This window comes from Microbispora amethystogenes (genome assembly GCF_016863015.1).
Lineage (GTDB): Bacteria > Actinomycetota > Actinomycetes > Streptosporangiales > Streptosporangiaceae > Microbispora > Microbispora amethystogenes.
Window position 1 is genome coordinate 1 of the sequence record NZ_BOOB01000069.1, and the last position, 14,278, is coordinate 14,278.

Genomic DNA, 14,278 nt, shown 5'->3' on the forward strand with positions numbered 1-14,278 from the left:
CACCATCGTCATCCCCCGCGTCCCCGCTCTTTCCGATCAGTCGCCCGAACGAACCCGCCACGAACCACCACAATTCCGACACGGTACCGACGTGACTCCGGCACCGGCGGACGGTGTGCGCGCGGGCGGCGACCACCGGCGGGACACGCCCGGAAAAGGAACGTTCCGCCTGGTGATCGCGCCCTTCACACCACGCACCTGATGGTACCGTTAACAGCCCGGTTTCCCTGGTCGTGACCCCCGCACCGGCCCATCGCGCAACTCCGCGCGGGCGAGCCAGACGAGGGCGCACAGGAGGACGGCTCCCCCGCCCGCCTGTACGGCGGTCATGCGCTCCCCCAGCAGGACGACACCGGCGACGGCCGCGACGAGGGGTTCGAGCAGCGAGACGACCGACGCGGTGACACCGCCCACGACGCCCAGGCCGGTGAAGAACAACCGGTACGCGAGCGCGGTCGGCACGATCGCCAGATAGCCGAGCAGCAGCACGCTGGTCATCGTGTGCCCGGTGGGCAGCAGTCCCCCGCCGGCCGCGAGCGGGAGCAGGCACAGCGCGCCCCCGGCGAACCCCCACACCGCCACGCCCTCCGCGGGCATGCGGCGGGTCGCGAGGGTGACGAAGGAGTAGGCGGCGGCCGACACCAGGCAGTAGCCGACGCCTGCCGGGCCGGCCGGAGCGGCCGCTCCTCCCGTGAGCATGGCCAGCCCGGCGAGGGCGAGACCGGCGCAGGCGAGAGCCGTACGGCCCAGGGGTTCACCCAGGAAGATCCGGCCGCCGGCCGCCACCAGGAGCGGAGCCGACCCCATGGTGATCATGGTCGCGACCGCGACGCCGGTCTCGGCGATCGCCGCGAAGTAGGCGGCCTGGCACACCGCCATGGCCGGGCCGACGAGCAGCACCGCCCGCCAGGAAGGGCGGCCGCGCGCGACGACGAGCAGGAGCGCCGCCCCGCAGGCGAAGCGCCAGAAGGACACGGCGACGGGGCTCAGCCGGCCCGCGTCGTGGAGCATCGCCCCCGCCGCGCCGCCGGTTCCCCAGGCGGCGGCGGCGGTGGACACGTAGACGAGACCCTGCCGTACGGACAGGGCTGGAGCATGGTTCATCGATGTCTCTCCGGTGAGGTGGGCCCGATTCCCGTACGCGGGCAGGGGCCACCGGCCGGGCCCTCCAGGCCCGGCTCACCTGATGACGCCGCCCGCTATCGGGCGGGCGGCGGAGAGACGATCAACGGCATGCGGGTCACACTAACGGGCTCTCCCGAAACACGGCATCGGCTTTTCCGGCATTTGGGGGGTGCCGGTGCGCGCGGCCGGACATCGAAGTCGTAGTCTTGGGATCGTGACAGCCCGAGGCGAGGTCAGGTCGCCTCGGGCTGTCCGCTGTCCGGCCCCCCGGTAGCACGGCAGCGGGGGCAGCACGAGCGGCGCGGCTCAGGGCCGCGCCGGCACGCGTCCCAGGAATCCGAGGACGCGCGACCACGCGTCGGCGCAGGCCTCCGCCAGTTCCGGCCGGCCGAGTTCGAAGAAGCTGTGCGGGGCTCCCGGATAGGTGACGAACTCGTGCTCGACGCCCGCGCCGTCCAGCGCCTCGCCGAACGCCTTCACCACCTCGGGGGAGATGCCCTCGTCCGCGCCGCCGAACAGCCCGAGGATCGGGCCGCACAGCTCACCGGCCAGCTGGGTGGGGCCGGGGTTGCCGAAGAGCGCGTCCGGATATCCGTACAGGCCGATGACGCCGCGGAATCCGAGCTCGGGGCGGGCCGCCAGGAACGCGAGCCTGCCGCCGAAGCAGAAGCCGAGCGTGACGACGTCCTGGTGTCCCTCCGCCCGCAGGCATCGCGCCCCGGTGGCGATGTCGGCGAAGAGGGTGTCCTTGTGCGCCCTGCCCAGGTGCTCCATGTGCGGGAAGCCCGCCGGCCGCGGGCCGGTCCCCGCCGTACGGCCGAAGTAGTCGATCGCCAGCGCGGGATGCCCCTGCTCGGCGAGGCGTACGGTCAGCTGCTCGTAGAACCCCGACAGGCCCCGGTTGTCGGGGAGGACGAGCACGGCGGCGCCGGCGCGTTCTCCGGGACGGGACAGGAACGCCGCGAACTCCGCTCCGTCGCCCGAGGTCAGGACGAGGCGCTCGGACGACGTCGTCGTCACCGGAGCACCGTGAACGGGGGGTACGGCATCGGCGTCATAGCACACGGGCGGGCATCCCTTCATAATCGAAAATGCTCGACGCCCGAAATGCTATAACACTGGAATTCCATCGTATCAGGACAAAATAAATTGCCGATAATCCTCGAATTCCGGCTTGATAACGAGAAAGAGGCCCATCTCCCCGTCCCAAGGGAGATGGGCCTCTCGGATGCCACGTGCCTCGTCGGCCGTGTGCCTCGATGCCGTGCCTAGATCACCGGGCCGGGCGTGTCCCGCGGCGGCAGAGGTCCGCTGCCGGGGAGCGGGCCCGTACCGGGCGCCGGCGGGATCGGACCACTGCCGGGCGCCGGCAGCGGGGTCTCGCCCGGGTAGTCCGGGTTCACGGTGCGCGGCGGCATCGGCTCGCCGATGTCGTAGCCCGTGCCGGAGCCCCCACCGGAAACGCCGCCGGAACCGGTTCCGCCCTGCTGGTGCGGGCCGGGCACGTCACCGCGCCAGGCGCCGGTCTCGCCGCCGCGCGACTCGATGAAGGTCTTGAAACGCTCCAGGTCGCCCTTGACGCGCATGCGCACGAGCTGAAGAGCGTCCGCCGCCTTCTCGAGGAAGCCCTCGGGGTCGTACTCCATCTGGAGGGTGACGCGGGTGGTGTCGTCGCCGAGCCGGTGGAACGTGACGACCCCGGCCTGCCGCGGCGTGTCCAATGATCGCCAGGCCACGCGCTCGTCGGGGTGCTGCTCGGTGATCTCCGCCTCGAACTCCCGGCGGACTCCCGCGATCTCGACGACCCAGTCGGTGCGCGTGTCGCCGATTTGCTTGACCGACTCCACGCCCTCCATGAACTCCGGGAAGCTCTCGAACTGCGTCCACTGGTTGTACGCGGTACGGATCGGGACATTCACCTCGATGGACTGTTCGATCGAGCTCATGCCTCCTCCTTCTCTCTTCGGCTGCACGACAAGCCCTGCCCGCTGAGGGCGGCCTAAACCCGGAGGTGAGAAGCCCCGTCGGCGCCCGCGTCCTCCAGCGTCCGGTCGCCGCCCGCGTACCATCCGGTGACGACCTGTACGGCGAGCGCGGCGAACAGCAGGCCGAACGGCAGCGCCCAGCCACCGCTCACCTGGTGGAGGAGGCCGAACGTGATCGGGCCCGCGCCCGCGATGAGGTATCCGGCGCTCTGCCCGAAGGCGGAGAGGGCGGCGGTGCCCGGGGCCGTCCGGGTCCGCAGCGCCAGCATCGCCAGCGCCAGCGGGAAGGTGCCGCCGCCGAGCGCCACGAGGATCGCCCAGGCCCACATCGCGTGCCCGGTCAGCATCCCGGCGAAGCCGGCCGCGTACAGGGCCGCGAAGGCGATCACCAGCGGGCGCTGCCCGGACAGCCGGGTCGCCAGCGTGGGCACCACCATCGAGATCGGGATGCCGAGCCCGGTGAACACGGCGAGCACCACCCCGGCCTGTCCGCTGGTGTAGCCGTTGTCCTGCAGCAGCAGCGGCAGCCAGCCGAACATGACGTAGGCGATGAGCGACTGCGACCCGAAGTAACCGGCCACGGCCCAGGCGAGCCTGCTGCGCAGGAGGCTTTCGCCCGCTGCCCGGGCAGGGGTGCTACGCCGCTCCGGCTCACCGCGCCTGAGCGCGAGCCACGGAATCGCGGCCACGGCGGCCAGGGCCGCCCACACCCCGAGTGCCACGTGCCAGTTGCCGCCCGCGGCCTGCTGCACCGGGACGGTGGCGGCGGCGGCCACCATCGTCCCGGCCGCGAGGGCGGTCGAGTAGACGGTCGTCATGGCGCCCGACCGCCGGGGGAAGTGCTTCTTGATCAGTGTGGGGATGACGACGTTGCCGACCGCGCCGCCCGCCAGCGCGACCGTGCTCGCGGCCATGAACGGCGCCGCCGAGTCGACGAGGGAGCGGACGGCCTGACCCGCGGCGAGCAGCACGATGGCGGTCAGCAGCAGCCGGTGCTCGCCCATCCTCCGGGACATGGCCGGCGTCAGCGCCCCGAACAGGGCGAAGCTCACCACCGGCAGCGTGGTCAGCAGCGCGGTCGTCGCTCCGGACATGCCGAGCCCGGTGCTCACCTCGTCGAGGACGGTGCCCACGCTGGTCACCGCGGTGCGGAGGTTCAGCGCGGCGAGGGCGATGCCGCCGGCGATCAGCCACGCCATCGACCCGCCCGGCGCTCTCCACGCGGCTCTCCATGGAGCCCCATCGGTGGCCCTCCGCGTGACGACGGCACTCATCGCCGCAACAACTCCCTTCATCGGGTCATCCTACGTTTGACACCCTACCAAAGGCCTCAAACTCCTCGTTTGTTCCCGGTTCTGAGAGTGAGTCGTGGAGAGGATCGTCAGCGGCGGACGCCGCGCAGCAGCCACAGCAGGCCGACGACGGGCAGCACGAGCGGCACGAAGCCGTACCCGCTGCCGTACCCCGACCACACCGTGGCGTGCGGGAAGGCGGCCGGGTCGGCCAGGCTGAGCGTGCCGACGACCAGCACGCCGATCAGTTCGACCAGGCAGGCGGCGAGCGCCATCCGGGCGGCGCCGCGGGCCAGCGCCACCGTCAGGACGATGTAGACGACCGCCGCGAGCGCCGACAGCGCGTACGCCAGGGGCGCCTCGGCGAACCGCGTGGCGATCTGCACGGCGGCGCGGGAGGTCGCGGCCAGCGCGAAGACGCCGTACACGGCCACGAGCACCCGCCCGGGCCCGGACCGTACGGCCGCGTCGCTCACGGGACCATGTCCCAGATCTGCAGCAGCCGCCCGGTCATGACGGCCACGGTGAAGGCGGCCACGGCGATGACGCCGGGTCCCCAGCGCGTACGCTCCGCCCGGCCCCACCACACCGCGGCGGGCGGGATCACCACGGTCCCCGCCAGGTATCCGACGAAGGTCGCCTTCTCCGCGACGTGCCCGATCCCGGCGAGGGCGAACCCCGCCTGCACGAGCACGGCGATCTCCAGCAGCCCCAGCCCGGCCAGCAGCACCGGCCCCATCGGCCGGTCCCGTACGGTGGTGACCACGGCGACCAGCGCCAGCAGCAGGGCCGCGCCGATCAGCCAGCCCGAGTAGGCGCCGTTCATGCGGTGCTCAGGGGGTGGGCGGACAGTCGAGGCATGGCCAGAAGGCTATCGGCCCGGCCGCCCACCCCCTCGCGCGGCCCGGTCCGCGCTCGATCAGGGCGCGTCAGCTCTGCCGAGTCTCCGCGAGCAGCAGGTCGACCGCGTCCTCGGCCCTGCCGTTGACGGCGAACGCCCCCCGCTGGCGGGAGGCGGAGCTGCCGCGGAGCAGGGCCTCGTTGGCGAGCTCCGACACGATCTCCCAGTCGCCGAGCTCCTCCAGGGTCGGCCGCAGTTCGTCCAGCATCCACGTGACGAGCCGCGGCGCCGGCTCCGGCCGGCTGGTCACGGGCGACATCAGCTCACCCTCCAGCCCGTCGCGGGCCGCCCGCCAGTTGGCCGCCCGCAGCAGCGCGAGACGCTGCTCCCCCGTCGGCGGCTCACCCCGCTCGACGGCCTCGATCTCCCTGCTCATGAGGGCCCGGAAGAGCCCGGCCAGCAGCACCACGTCGTCCGCCAGGGGGCAGGAGTCGCAGACGCGCATCTCCACCGTCGGCACATGGGCGCTGAGCCGCAGGTCGTAATAGATCATGCCGGCGTCCTTGATCACGCCGGAGGCGACCAGATCCTCGGCCGTCCTGTCGTACTCGGCGGCGTCGGCGAACGGGCCGAGCGGCCCGGCCGTCGGCCACCGCTGCCAGGTCAGCGCCCGGCTGCTGGCGTAGCCGCTGTCCTCGTTCATCCAGAACGGCGAGCTCGCGCTGAGGGCGAGCAGCGGGGGAAGCCACGCCTCGACGCGCTGGGCGGCGAGCACCGCCACGTCCCTGTCGTCGATCTCCACGTGCACCTGCGCCCCGCAGATGAGCTGCTCCTCCGCCAGGAACCGGTAGGACTCCGACAGGTAGCGGTAGCGCTCCCCCGGGGTGAAGGTGTAGCCCTCGATGCCGGTGTTGGGGGTCGTCCCGGCGGCGATGACGCCCACGCCCAGCGGCTCGCCGGCCGCGACGAGCGCCTGGCGCAGCCGTACGATCTCGGCCCGTACGTCGCTCAGGTCCTCCATCGGGGTGCTGTTGGTCTCCACGACCGATCGCTGCAACTCGGCCGAGAACCCCTCGTCCGGCAGCCGCTCCAGCATCGACTCCGCCAGCGGCGTGAGACGCCGGGACTGGAGGTCGACGACAAGAAACTCCTCTTCAACGCCGACAGGCCGTCTCTTCATCATGGCCGGGTCACTACCCCCGTCACGGAAAGTAGTCCTGGCCTGGGCGGATCGACGAGAAACGAGGCCACCACAGCCACTACGAATCCCCTATACGCCGAACCTTTTCCGTGGATGATGGCTCTCATCGGTAGGGGCCCGACATTTCCACTAGGGGGAAAGGAACCGACATGCCGGTCGACCTCACCAACGGAAAGCCGCTCGCCTGGGATTCGGCGAAACTCGACGCCGACACCAAGGCGATGCTCGACAACCTGCAGCCGAACATCCTGCAGGCACACGTACGCGAGAGCATGTCCCTGCTGCTCGTGCAGTTCGGCGACGGCGCGGACGGCAGGCGGTTCCTGCGCGCCCTGGTGCCGCTCATGAAGTCGGCCAGGAAACACCTCGAGGAGGTGCGCGACTTCAACCGCTCGAAGAAGCGCGGCACGCCGTACGTCGGCGTCGGCATCAGCAAGCTCGGTTATCTCAAACTAGGCGAATCCACCACTAAATTCACCGACAACGCGTTCAAGTCGGGGATGAAACGGCGCAAGGACACCCTGAGCGACCCGGCGGTCGGCGCGTGGGAGAAGCACTACCAGGGAGAGATCCACGCGATCGTGCTGATCGGGGACGCGACGCCCGAACCGGTCGCCGCGACGCGCACGCGCGTCCTCGCGCTGCTGCCGAAGACCGCGAAGATCCTCGGCGAGGAGAAGGGCGAGGGCCTGCGCGACGCCCAGGGCCGGGGCATCGAGCACTTCGGCTACGTGGACGGCCGCAGCCAGCCGCTGTTCCTCGCCGACCAGGTGGCCGCCGAGCCCGGCACCAACTGGAACCCGTTCTTCCCGCTGAGCCACGTGCTCGCCGCCGACCCCCTCGCCCCGCACCCGAGCCGTCACTTCGGCAGCTACCTCGTGCTGCGCAAGCTGGAGCAGAACGTCCGCGCGTTCCGGGAGGCCGAGGAGGCCCTCGCCGACGCGCTCGGCTTCACCGGAGACGACCGGCCGCTCGCCGGCGCGATGCTGGTGGGCCGGTTCCGCAACGGCACGCCGCTGCGGCTGCACGGCAGGCCGAGCGCCGACGGCCACCCGGTGCAGAACGACTTCAGCTACCGCGACGACCCCGGGGCCAGATGCCCGGTGAGCGCGCACATCCGCAAGGCCAACCCCCGCGACTCCCGCGACGGCGGGCTGGAGCGCGCGCTCGGGGTCATGATGGCGCGGCGCGGGCAGACGTACGGCAGGCGCACCGACAAGCCGTGGGACGACGCGCCCCCGGCGACCCGGCCGACCGGCGGCGTGGGACTGCTGTTCATGGCGTTCAACTCCAGCCTGCAGGCCCAGTTCGAGTTCACCCAGCAGACCTGGGCCGACAATCCGGATTTCCCCGCCGGAAAGACCGGCCACGACCCAGTGATCGGCCAGGGCGAGCGGGAGGTCAAGGTGCGCTTCCCCACGGCGTGGGACGGCAAGAAGCTGAGCGCTCCCCAGAAGCAGGTTCCTCAGACGGTGACGATGAAGGGAGGCGAGTACTTCTTCATGCCGTCGCTCGCCTACCTCAAGAGCCTGTGATATCCGGCTGGATGCGGGCGCACCCGAATGGGTGGAGCTATGGGGACTCGAACCCCAGACCCCCTCCATGCCATGGAGGTGCGCTACCAGCTGCGCTATAGCCCCTTGCCACCGCTCCGAGTCCTCCCGGCGCGGCGCTCGGAGAGCATATATCCATGCCTCTCCGTTTACCTAATCGTCACCAGTCACACTGGTAACACCGGTAACACGCGTGTCAGCCGTCCGCGGTGGCGGCGGGGCTGTCGTCGCTGCTGACCGGCTCGGGCAGGGTGCCCGCGTTGTGCTCCATCAGGCGCCAGCCCCGGCGGCCCTCCTCCAGCACCGACCACGAGCAGTTGCCCAGGCTGCCGAGCGCCGACCACAGCTCCTGCGGCAGGCCGAGCAGGCGGCAGATGCCGAGTCGCAGCGCGGCGCCGTGCGAGGCGATCACCAGCAGGCCGTCGCCGGCCAGGCGGCCCGCCCAGCGCTCGACCGCCTCGGCCACCCGGTCGGCGACGTGCGCGACGTCCTCACCGCCCGGCGCCTCCCACGCCTCGTACTCGACCGGCCAGCCCGCCCTGATCTCGTCGCGGGTCAGGCCCTCCCACTCCCCGCCGCCGCGCTCGCGCAGGTCCTTGTCGACCATGACGTCGAGGCCGGTGATCCGGCCGAGGGCGGAGGCGGTGTCGTAGGCCCGGCGAAGGTCGGAGGCGACGAGCATCGTCGGCCGCAGGGCCGCCAGCAGCGAGGCCGCCCGGGCGGCCTGGGCGATCCCCGTCTCGTCCAGCGCGATGTCGGTGTGCCCCTGGAAGCGCTTCTCCACGTTCCACAGCGTCTGCCCGTGCCGCAGGCAGACCACGCGGCGGCCCATCACGCCGCCCCGGCGATGGCGTCCGTCACGGGTTCGCCCCGCGCCCGCGCTGGGCGGCGACCCGCCGTACGCTTTCCGGCAGCTCGATGGACGGGCAGTCCTTCCACAGGCGCTCCAGCGCGTAGAAGGCGCGGTCCTCCTCGTGCTGCACGTGGACCACGATGTCGAGGTAGTCGAGCAGGACCCAGCGGCCCTCCCGCTCCCCCTCCCGGCGTACGGGCTTGGCGTCGGCCTCGACCCGCAGCCGCTCCTCGATCTCGTCGACGATCGCGCGGACCTGCCGGTCGTTGGACGCGGAGCAGAGAAGGAAGGCGTCGGTGATGACGAGCTGTTCGCTCACGTCGTAGGCGATGATGTCGTCGGCCAGCTTCTCGGCGGCGGCCTCGGCCGCCACCCGCACAAGCTCTGCCGCTCTCTCGGATGCTGTCACGATTCGGTTCTGTCCTCCGTTGACGGGCTCTTCAAGGGTGCACAGTCCGCGGCCCCCGTACAACCCGCTTTTCCGTGGAGACCCTACCGCCACACCCTGTCGATACCGGAGTTATGCCCGGGATCGGAAATTCAACGTCTTACTACGCCCGATGATTCCGCCAGACGGACGCGCACGGCCCCGCGCCCGTACGGGTGCGGGGCCGCATCGGACAGGTCACCCGCGGAACCACGCGGGCCGGCCGTCAGTGCCCGTGATGCTTGACGTGCTTGTGATGCTTCTTGTGCTTCTTGTGCTTCTTGTGCTTCTTGTGGTGCGGCTTGGTCGGCTTGACGTGCGGGACCCGCTGCCCCTGGCCGGTTCCGGTGCCGTGTCCCGTGCCGACGGTCGTCACCTGCGCGGGAGCGGTCGTGCCGGCCGTGGCGGTGGCCGTGCCGCTCAGCAGCGCGGCCCCTCCCGCCGTGAGGGCGGAGGCGAGAACTGTCGCGACGGCGAGTCGCATCGATTTCGGGTGCATGGTCCCTCCTTGCGCCCGGTCAGGGCTGGGACGGGTAATGGCGACCAGGAGTTCCTGGTCCGCGGGAACGGGCCGCGAGCCTTCCCCGAGCCAGGTCGGGGGGGACGGCATTCCTCCGGCGGCATCGCGCCTCACGGCCGTACTCCGATCCTGTATCGCCGGGGCCGAAGGTTTCCAGGGGAGTTGACGCAAGCCTGCCCGGTGGTCTCGGACCATTTGACCACGCAGAGTGATCCGGCGGACGCGGGACGTCCATGACCACGCGTCCCTTGTCCGCCCCTTGGTCCCGCCCCTGTTCAGCCGGCCGGGTCCCGGTAGAGGCGGCGCTTGTTGATGTACTGCACGATGCCGTCGGGAACGAGATACCAGATGGGTTCCCCGGCGGCCACGCGGTCGCGGCACTCGGAGGAGGAGATCGCCAGGGCGGGGATCTCGACCAGGCTCACCTTCCCGGCCGGCAGGCCGGGGTCCTGCAGCGGGTGACCGGGCCGGGTGCAGCCGACGAAGTGCGCGGTGTCGAAGAGCTCGCCGGCGTCACGCCAGCTCAGGATCTGCGCGAGCGCGTCCGCGCCGGTGATGAAATAGAGATCGACGTCCGGTCCGTACGCGGCGGCGACGTCGCGCAGCGTGTCGATCGTGTACGTGGGCCCCGGCCGGTCGATGTCGACCCGGCTCACGGAGAAGCGGGGGTTCGACGCGGTCGCGATGACGGTCATCAGATAGCGGTCCTCGCTGGAGGAGACGCGCTGGTCCGCCTTCTGCCACGGCTGGCCGGTCGGGACGAAGACCACCTCGTCCAGGTCGAAGTGGTGCGCCACCTCGCTCGCCGCCACCAGGTGGCCGTGGTGGATCGGGTCGAACGTCCCGCCCATCACGCCCAGCCGCCGGATCTCCGTCCCGTTTCGCATGAAACGGACCTTAACGTCCTCGCCCAGCCGGTCCGTGACCCGGCCTCCCGGGACGCCGTCCGGGCTCCTCGCGGCGTCCCGCGCGCGTCCGCCCCCTGAGACATAGCATGCGGAACATGACCACTCCCGATCGCAACCGCGTGCAGCTGCCCGGCATCAGCTCACGAGCCTACGAACATCCCGCCGACCGGTCCGCGCTGGTCGCGATGCGTTCGCTCTCCGGCTTCGACGCGGTGCTCAAGCGCACGTCCGGCCTGTTCAGCGAGCGCAGGCTCCGCCTGATGTTCCTCGCCTCCGCCGTGCGCACGACCGACACCCAGTTCCGCGCCCTGTACGACATGGGCCGCGACAGCGCCTACATCCTCGACCTGCACCGGATCCCCGAGATCTACGTGCAGCAGGACCCCAAGGCGTACGCGATGGCGATCGGTTTCGACGAGCCGTTCATCATCGTCTCGACGGGCCTGCTCGACCTCATGGACGAGGAGGAGCTGCGCTTCGTCGTCGGCCACGAGACCTCCCACATCCTGTCGGGCCACGCCGTCTACGGCACGATGCTCGCGATCCTGACCCGGCTGGCCACGCGGGTCGCCTGGATCCCGCTCGGCTACATCGGCCTGCGGGTCATCGTCGCGGCCCTGGAGGAGTGGCAGCGCAAGGCGGAGATGTCCGCCGACCGGGGCGGCCTGATCGCCGGGCAGGACCCCGACGCCGCACTGCGCGCGCTCATGAAGCTCGCCGGCGGCTCGCGCCTGCACGAGATGAACATCGAGGCGTTCCTCGACCAGGCCAGGGAGTACGACACCGCGGGCGACGTCCGCGACGGCCTGCTCAAGGTCCTCAACATGCTGGGCACGACCCACCCGTTCGCCGTGACCCGGGTCGCCGAACTCGACCGCTGGCGCCGCACCGGCGAGTACGACCGCATCCTCGCCGGGGACTACCCCCGCCGGGAGGACGACGCCAACGCCCGGCTCACCGACGAGATCAAGGCCGCGGCCAACTCCTACCGGGAGTCGTGGGCGCAGTCGCAGGACCCGTTCATCGGCGTGCTGCGCGACGTCGCGGAGGGCGCGGTCAACGCGGGCGAGCGCATCTTCAACCGCTTCGCCCGGCGGGAGAACTGACCCGGCCGCTCGGAAGAGGGCAGCAGAAGGTCAGAAGAAGTAGGAGACGGCGCGTACGGCGGCCGCGCACAGCGGCACGAAGCCGCCGAGCACGGCGAGCGCCCGCAGGCCCTCCCGGCGCAGGCCCGGTATGGCCCCGCCGGCGCGCTCGATCTCCCGTCCGACGAGCCCGCCGCTGACCACCCCGAAGGCGACCCCGCCGATCGTGACCGGCACCACCTGAGACCACCAGTCGGGCTCCAGGTTCGCGCCGGAACCCACCCAGATCGTGGCGAACGCCGCCGCGGCGGCCGGCAGGCCCGGCCACACCACGGCCGACAACGCCGAGCCCGACAGGGTGAGGGGGAAGAGCAGCACCCGCAGGAAGGTGCGCCCCCGGCCGGGCCGGCGTGTCCGCACCAGCCAGTGGCTCGTCCAGATCGCCCTGGTCACCACGGCGAACACCGCGGTGATCACGAAGGTGGCCGGCGGGTAGATCACCGCCGTCACCACGCACGGCACCGCGAGCAGCGCGACCAGGACCAGCGCCGCGTTCCCGGTCGGGATGCCGAGCGCCCCCTCGGGCGCGGCCGGGCCGGCCGCCGGCTTCGCCTGGGCCCGCGCCGAGGTCTTCAACGGGGTCCGCACCGGGGTCCTCGTCGCGGGCCGGGCCGGGCCGGTGCGGGCGGCGGCCTCCGCGGAGGCGCGCACCTGTACGGCCGGCCCGCCCGGGCCGTGCTCCCTGCCGTGCTCCCTTCCATGCTCCCGGCTGTTCTCCCTGCCGCTCTCCCTGCCGCGCTGCGGCGGGGCGGGCGGCGCGGCGGCGGCATGGTCCGGCGTGTCGCCGGCGACCCGGGCGAGCCTGGACAGGCGGTCCGCGATCAGGGCGGCCGTGGGACGGCGGGCGGGGTCGCGGTGCAGCGCCGCGCGCACCAGCGGCAGCAGCGCGGGGGGCACCCCCACGAGATCGGCCTTGCCGTTCAGCACGGCGTACATCTGCGACTCGGCGGTGCCCCGGCCGAAGGTGGGCCGCCCGGTGGCCGCGAACGCGACCGTGGCGGCCCAGCCGTGCACGTCGGCGGGCTCCCCCACCGTCTCGTCGGAGAACACCTCAGGCGCGCAGTAGCCGGGCGTGCCGAGGAACGTGCCGGTCATCGTGACCCGGGTCGCGTCGAGCACCTGGGCGATCCCGAAGTCGATCAGGACCGGCCCGTCCTCGCCGAGCAGCACGTTGGCCGGTTTGACGTCGCGGTGCACGATCCCGCCCGCGTGGATGATCGCCAGCGCCGCTGCGAGCCCCTGCGCCAGCGTGATCAGCTGTGGCCCCTTGAGCGGGCCGCCGCGCCGTACGGCGTCGAGCAGGTTCTCCCCCTCGATGTACTCCATCACGAGGTAGGGGTGGTCGCCCGACAGGTCCGCGTCGAGCACCTGGGCGACGTACGGGCTCTCCACCCTGCGCAGCGCCCGCACCTCGCGCTCCAGGCGTAAGCGCGCGTCCGGGTCGTTCTCTATGGGGTCGCGGAGCATCTTGACGGCGACGCGGTCGCCCCGGCGGCCGTCGGCGAGGTACACCTCGCCCATGCCACCCCGGCCCAGCCGCTCCAGCAGCGTGTAGGGGCCGACCCGCCCGAGACGTCCAGCCATAGGAGCGCCAACCATAGCGGGCCCGGCGCCCGAATCGGCGGAGGCGCGCCGAGGTCCGATACAAGCCAACACCAACCGGCCCACAAGAGCGCCCCGGCAGAGTGTGCTCCGGAAACACAGGTACGACGGAGACAGCGATGCCGATGACCGACTCCTCCGGCCCGATCACGGTCGTGGTCGCCGCCGACAAGCCCCTGCTCGTCGAGGGAATCCGATCCGCCCTCGACCAGGCGGCCGGCCTCCGCGTCGCCGGCACCGCGTGCGACGACCTCGACGCCCTCCGCCTGTGCGTACGGCTGTCGCCGCGGGTGCTGCTGGCCGACCTGGCCATGCTGGGCGCGCTGGAGTCCCTGCCGCGCCGCTGTCCCGCCGTACGGGTGCTCGCGCTCGGCGCGGACGACGGCGAGGCGGGCTTCACGGGCGCGCTCCGCGCCGGGGCGTACGGCTACCTGCTCACCGGATCACGCCCCTCGGAGATCGCGGCGGCGGTCACGTCGGTGGCCCACGGGCAGGTCGTCTTCGGCGGCGGGCTGGCCCCCCGGCTGCTGGACCGCCTGACCACGCCGCCGGCCCGCAGCCCGTTCCCCGGTCTCACCCAGCGGGAGCACGAGATCCTGGAGCGGCTGGCCGACGGCAGGTCGAACGCCGAGATCGCCCGCGAGCTGTGCCTGGCCACCAAGACCGTGCGCAACCACGTGAGCAACGTGCTGACCAAGCTGGAGGCGCCGAGCCGGGTGGACGCGGCGCTGCGGGCGAGGGACGCGGGCCTCGGCTCGCGTCCCGTGCTCACCCGCGTCTGAGCCCGCCACCGAGCCCGCCATGAGCTCGCGAGCCCGCCTCCGGG

The 14,278-nt window shown here is 71.9% G+C and carries 16 protein-coding genes and 1 tRNA gene; 4 read left to right on the forward strand and 13 right to left on the reverse strand.

From position 1 onward, the window contains the following. On the forward strand, window positions 1-202 hold a 202-nt coding region (locus Mam01_RS34620; RefSeq protein WP_204289461.1), incomplete at its 5' end, for a hypothetical protein. An 8-nt stretch (window positions 203-210) separates the two neighbouring features. On the opposite strand, the gene Mam01_RS34625 is transcribed toward Mam01_RS34620, so the two are convergent. From Mam01_RS34625 to Mam01_RS34655, 7 genes are all read right to left on the reverse strand, one after another. Continuing rightward, window positions 211-1,104 (reverse strand): DMT family transporter, encoded by an 894-nt coding sequence (locus Mam01_RS34625; protein ID WP_204289462.1) that lies wholly within the window; start codon window positions 1,102-1,104, stop codon window positions 211-213. A 327-nt stretch (window positions 1,105-1,431) separates the two neighbouring features. Further along, window positions 1,432-2,145, reverse strand: coding sequence for a dienelactone hydrolase family protein (locus Mam01_RS34630; RefSeq protein WP_239101844.1), 714 nt, complete (start codon window positions 2,143-2,145; stop codon window positions 1,432-1,434). A 248-nt stretch (window positions 2,146-2,393) separates the two neighbouring features. Beyond that, entirely contained in the window at window positions 2,394-3,071 is a 678-nt protein-coding gene (locus tag Mam01_RS34635) for an SRPBCC family protein (RefSeq protein WP_204289464.1), read from the reverse strand. 53 nt (window positions 3,072-3,124) lie between these two features. Then, on the reverse strand, window positions 3,125-4,309 hold the full coding sequence (locus Mam01_RS34640) for a CynX/NimT family MFS transporter (protein WP_225312212.1): 1,185 nt from the start codon (window positions 4,307-4,309) through the stop codon (window positions 3,125-3,127). Between the two features lie 182 nt (window positions 4,310-4,491). Beyond that, complete coding sequence (locus Mam01_RS34645; protein ID WP_204289465.1) at window positions 4,492-4,878, reverse strand: hypothetical protein; 387 nt, start codon at window positions 4,876-4,878, stop codon at window positions 4,492-4,494. Then, window positions 4,875-5,228 (reverse strand): hypothetical protein, encoded by a 354-nt coding sequence (locus tag Mam01_RS34650; protein WP_204289466.1) that lies wholly within the window; start codon window positions 5,226-5,228, stop codon window positions 4,875-4,877. Before Mam01_RS34650 ends, Mam01_RS34645 begins: the two co-directional genes overlap by 4 nt. A gap of 103 nt (window positions 5,229-5,331) precedes the next feature. Further along, window positions 5,332-6,426 carry a carboxylate-amine ligase gene (locus Mam01_RS34655; RefSeq protein WP_239101845.1) on the reverse strand — a complete coding sequence of 365 codons (1,095 nt, stop codon included), beginning with the start codon at window positions 6,424-6,426 and terminating at the stop codon, window positions 5,332-5,334. 167 nt (window positions 6,427-6,593) lie between these two features. Here Mam01_RS34655 and Mam01_RS34660 point away from each other — a divergent pair, with 167 nt between their 5' ends. Further along, the gene (locus Mam01_RS34660) at window positions 6,594-7,979 is read left to right on the forward strand and encodes a Dyp-type peroxidase (RefSeq protein ID WP_204289467.1); all 1,386 of its coding nucleotides are present in this window, start codon (window positions 6,594-6,596) and stop codon (window positions 7,977-7,979) included. Window positions 7,980-8,011: 32 nt separating this feature from the next. Here the strand turns inward: Mam01_RS34660 and Mam01_RS34665 are convergent. The 5 genes from Mam01_RS34665 to nadD form a co-directional block, all read right to left on the reverse strand. Next, window positions 8,012-8,084: transfer RNA gene (locus Mam01_RS34665), tRNA-Ala, on the reverse strand. A 109-nt stretch (window positions 8,085-8,193) separates the two neighbouring features. Next, on the reverse strand, window positions 8,194-8,829 hold the full coding sequence (locus Mam01_RS34670) for a histidine phosphatase family protein (protein WP_204289468.1): 636 nt from the start codon (window positions 8,827-8,829) through the stop codon (window positions 8,194-8,196). A gap of 25 nt (window positions 8,830-8,854) precedes the next feature. Then, window positions 8,855-9,259 carry a ribosome silencing factor gene (gene rsfS / locus Mam01_RS34675; RefSeq protein WP_150940572.1) on the reverse strand — a complete coding sequence of 135 codons (405 nt, stop codon included), beginning with the start codon at window positions 9,257-9,259 and terminating at the stop codon, window positions 8,855-8,857. A gap of 244 nt (window positions 9,260-9,503) precedes the next feature. Beyond that, window positions 9,504-9,776, reverse strand: a complete 273-nt coding sequence (locus Mam01_RS34680) for a hypothetical protein (RefSeq protein WP_204289469.1) — start codon at window positions 9,774-9,776, stop codon at window positions 9,504-9,506. Between the two features lie 296 nt (window positions 9,777-10,072). After that, complete coding sequence (gene nadD / locus Mam01_RS34685) at window positions 10,073-10,684, reverse strand: nicotinate-nucleotide adenylyltransferase (RefSeq protein WP_204289470.1); 612 nt, start codon at window positions 10,682-10,684, stop codon at window positions 10,073-10,075. A gap of 116 nt (window positions 10,685-10,800) precedes the next feature. On the opposite strand from nadD, the gene Mam01_RS34690 reads away from it, so the two are divergent. Beyond that, window positions 10,801-11,811 carry a M48 family metallopeptidase gene (locus Mam01_RS34690; protein WP_373868742.1) on the forward strand — a complete coding sequence of 337 codons (1,011 nt, stop codon included), beginning with the start codon at window positions 10,801-10,803 and terminating at the stop codon, window positions 11,809-11,811. 30 nt (window positions 11,812-11,841) lie between these two features. Here Mam01_RS34690 and Mam01_RS34695 read toward each other — a convergent pair whose 3' ends face one another. Continuing rightward, window positions 11,842-13,434, reverse strand: a complete 1,593-nt coding sequence (locus Mam01_RS34695; RefSeq protein ID WP_204289471.1) for a serine/threonine-protein kinase — start codon at window positions 13,432-13,434, stop codon at window positions 11,842-11,844. Between the two features lie 137 nt (window positions 13,435-13,571). On the opposite strand from Mam01_RS34695, the gene Mam01_RS34700 reads away from it, so the two are divergent. Next, window positions 13,572-14,234 carry a LuxR C-terminal-related transcriptional regulator gene (locus Mam01_RS34700; protein WP_150940563.1) on the forward strand — a complete coding sequence of 221 codons (663 nt, stop codon included), beginning with the start codon at window positions 13,572-13,574 and terminating at the stop codon, window positions 14,232-14,234. Window positions 14,235-14,278 lie beyond the last annotated feature (44 nt).

Excerpts from the sequence above, each read along its gene's own strand:
- Mam01_RS34690 (WP_373868742.1), top strand. The coding sequence starts at position 10,801 with ATGACCACTCCCGATCGCAACCGCGTGCAGCTGCCCGGCATCAGCTCA.
- Mam01_RS34625 (WP_204289462.1), bottom strand. The coding sequence starts at position 1,104 with ATGAACCATGCTCCAGCCCTGTCCGTACGGCAGGGTCTCGTCTACGTG.
- nadD (WP_204289470.1), bottom strand. The coding sequence starts at position 10,684 with ATGCGAAACGGGACGGAGATCCGGCGGCTGGGCGTGATGGGCGGGACG.
- Mam01_RS34655 (WP_239101845.1), bottom strand. The coding sequence starts at position 6,426 with ATGATGAAGAGACGGCCTGTCGGCGTTGAAGAGGAGTTTCTTGTCGTC.
- Mam01_RS34680 (WP_204289469.1), bottom strand. The coding sequence starts at position 9,776 with ATGCACCCGAAATCGATGCGACTCGCCGTCGCGACAGTTCTCGCCTCC.
- Mam01_RS34670 (WP_204289468.1), bottom strand. The coding sequence starts at position 8,829 with ATGGGCCGCCGCGTGGTCTGCCTGCGGCACGGGCAGACGCTGTGGAAC.
- Mam01_RS34700 (WP_150940563.1), top strand. The coding sequence starts at position 13,572 with ATGCCGATGACCGACTCCTCCGGCCCGATCACGGTCGTGGTCGCCGCC.
- Mam01_RS34660 (WP_204289467.1), top strand. The coding sequence starts at position 6,594 with ATGCCGGTCGACCTCACCAACGGAAAGCCGCTCGCCTGGGATTCGGCG.
- Mam01_RS34640 (WP_225312212.1), bottom strand. The coding sequence starts at position 4,309 with ATGGCGTGGCTGATCGCCGGCGGCATCGCCCTCGCCGCGCTGAACCTC.
- Mam01_RS34635 (WP_204289464.1), bottom strand. The coding sequence starts at position 3,071 with ATGAGCTCGATCGAACAGTCCATCGAGGTGAATGTCCCGATCCGTACC.
- Mam01_RS34695 (WP_204289471.1), bottom strand. The coding sequence starts at position 13,434 with ATGGCTGGACGTCTCGGGCGGGTCGGCCCCTACACGCTGCTGGAGCGG.
- Mam01_RS34650 (WP_204289466.1), bottom strand. The coding sequence starts at position 5,228 with ATGAACGGCGCCTACTCGGGCTGGCTGATCGGCGCGGCCCTGCTGCTG.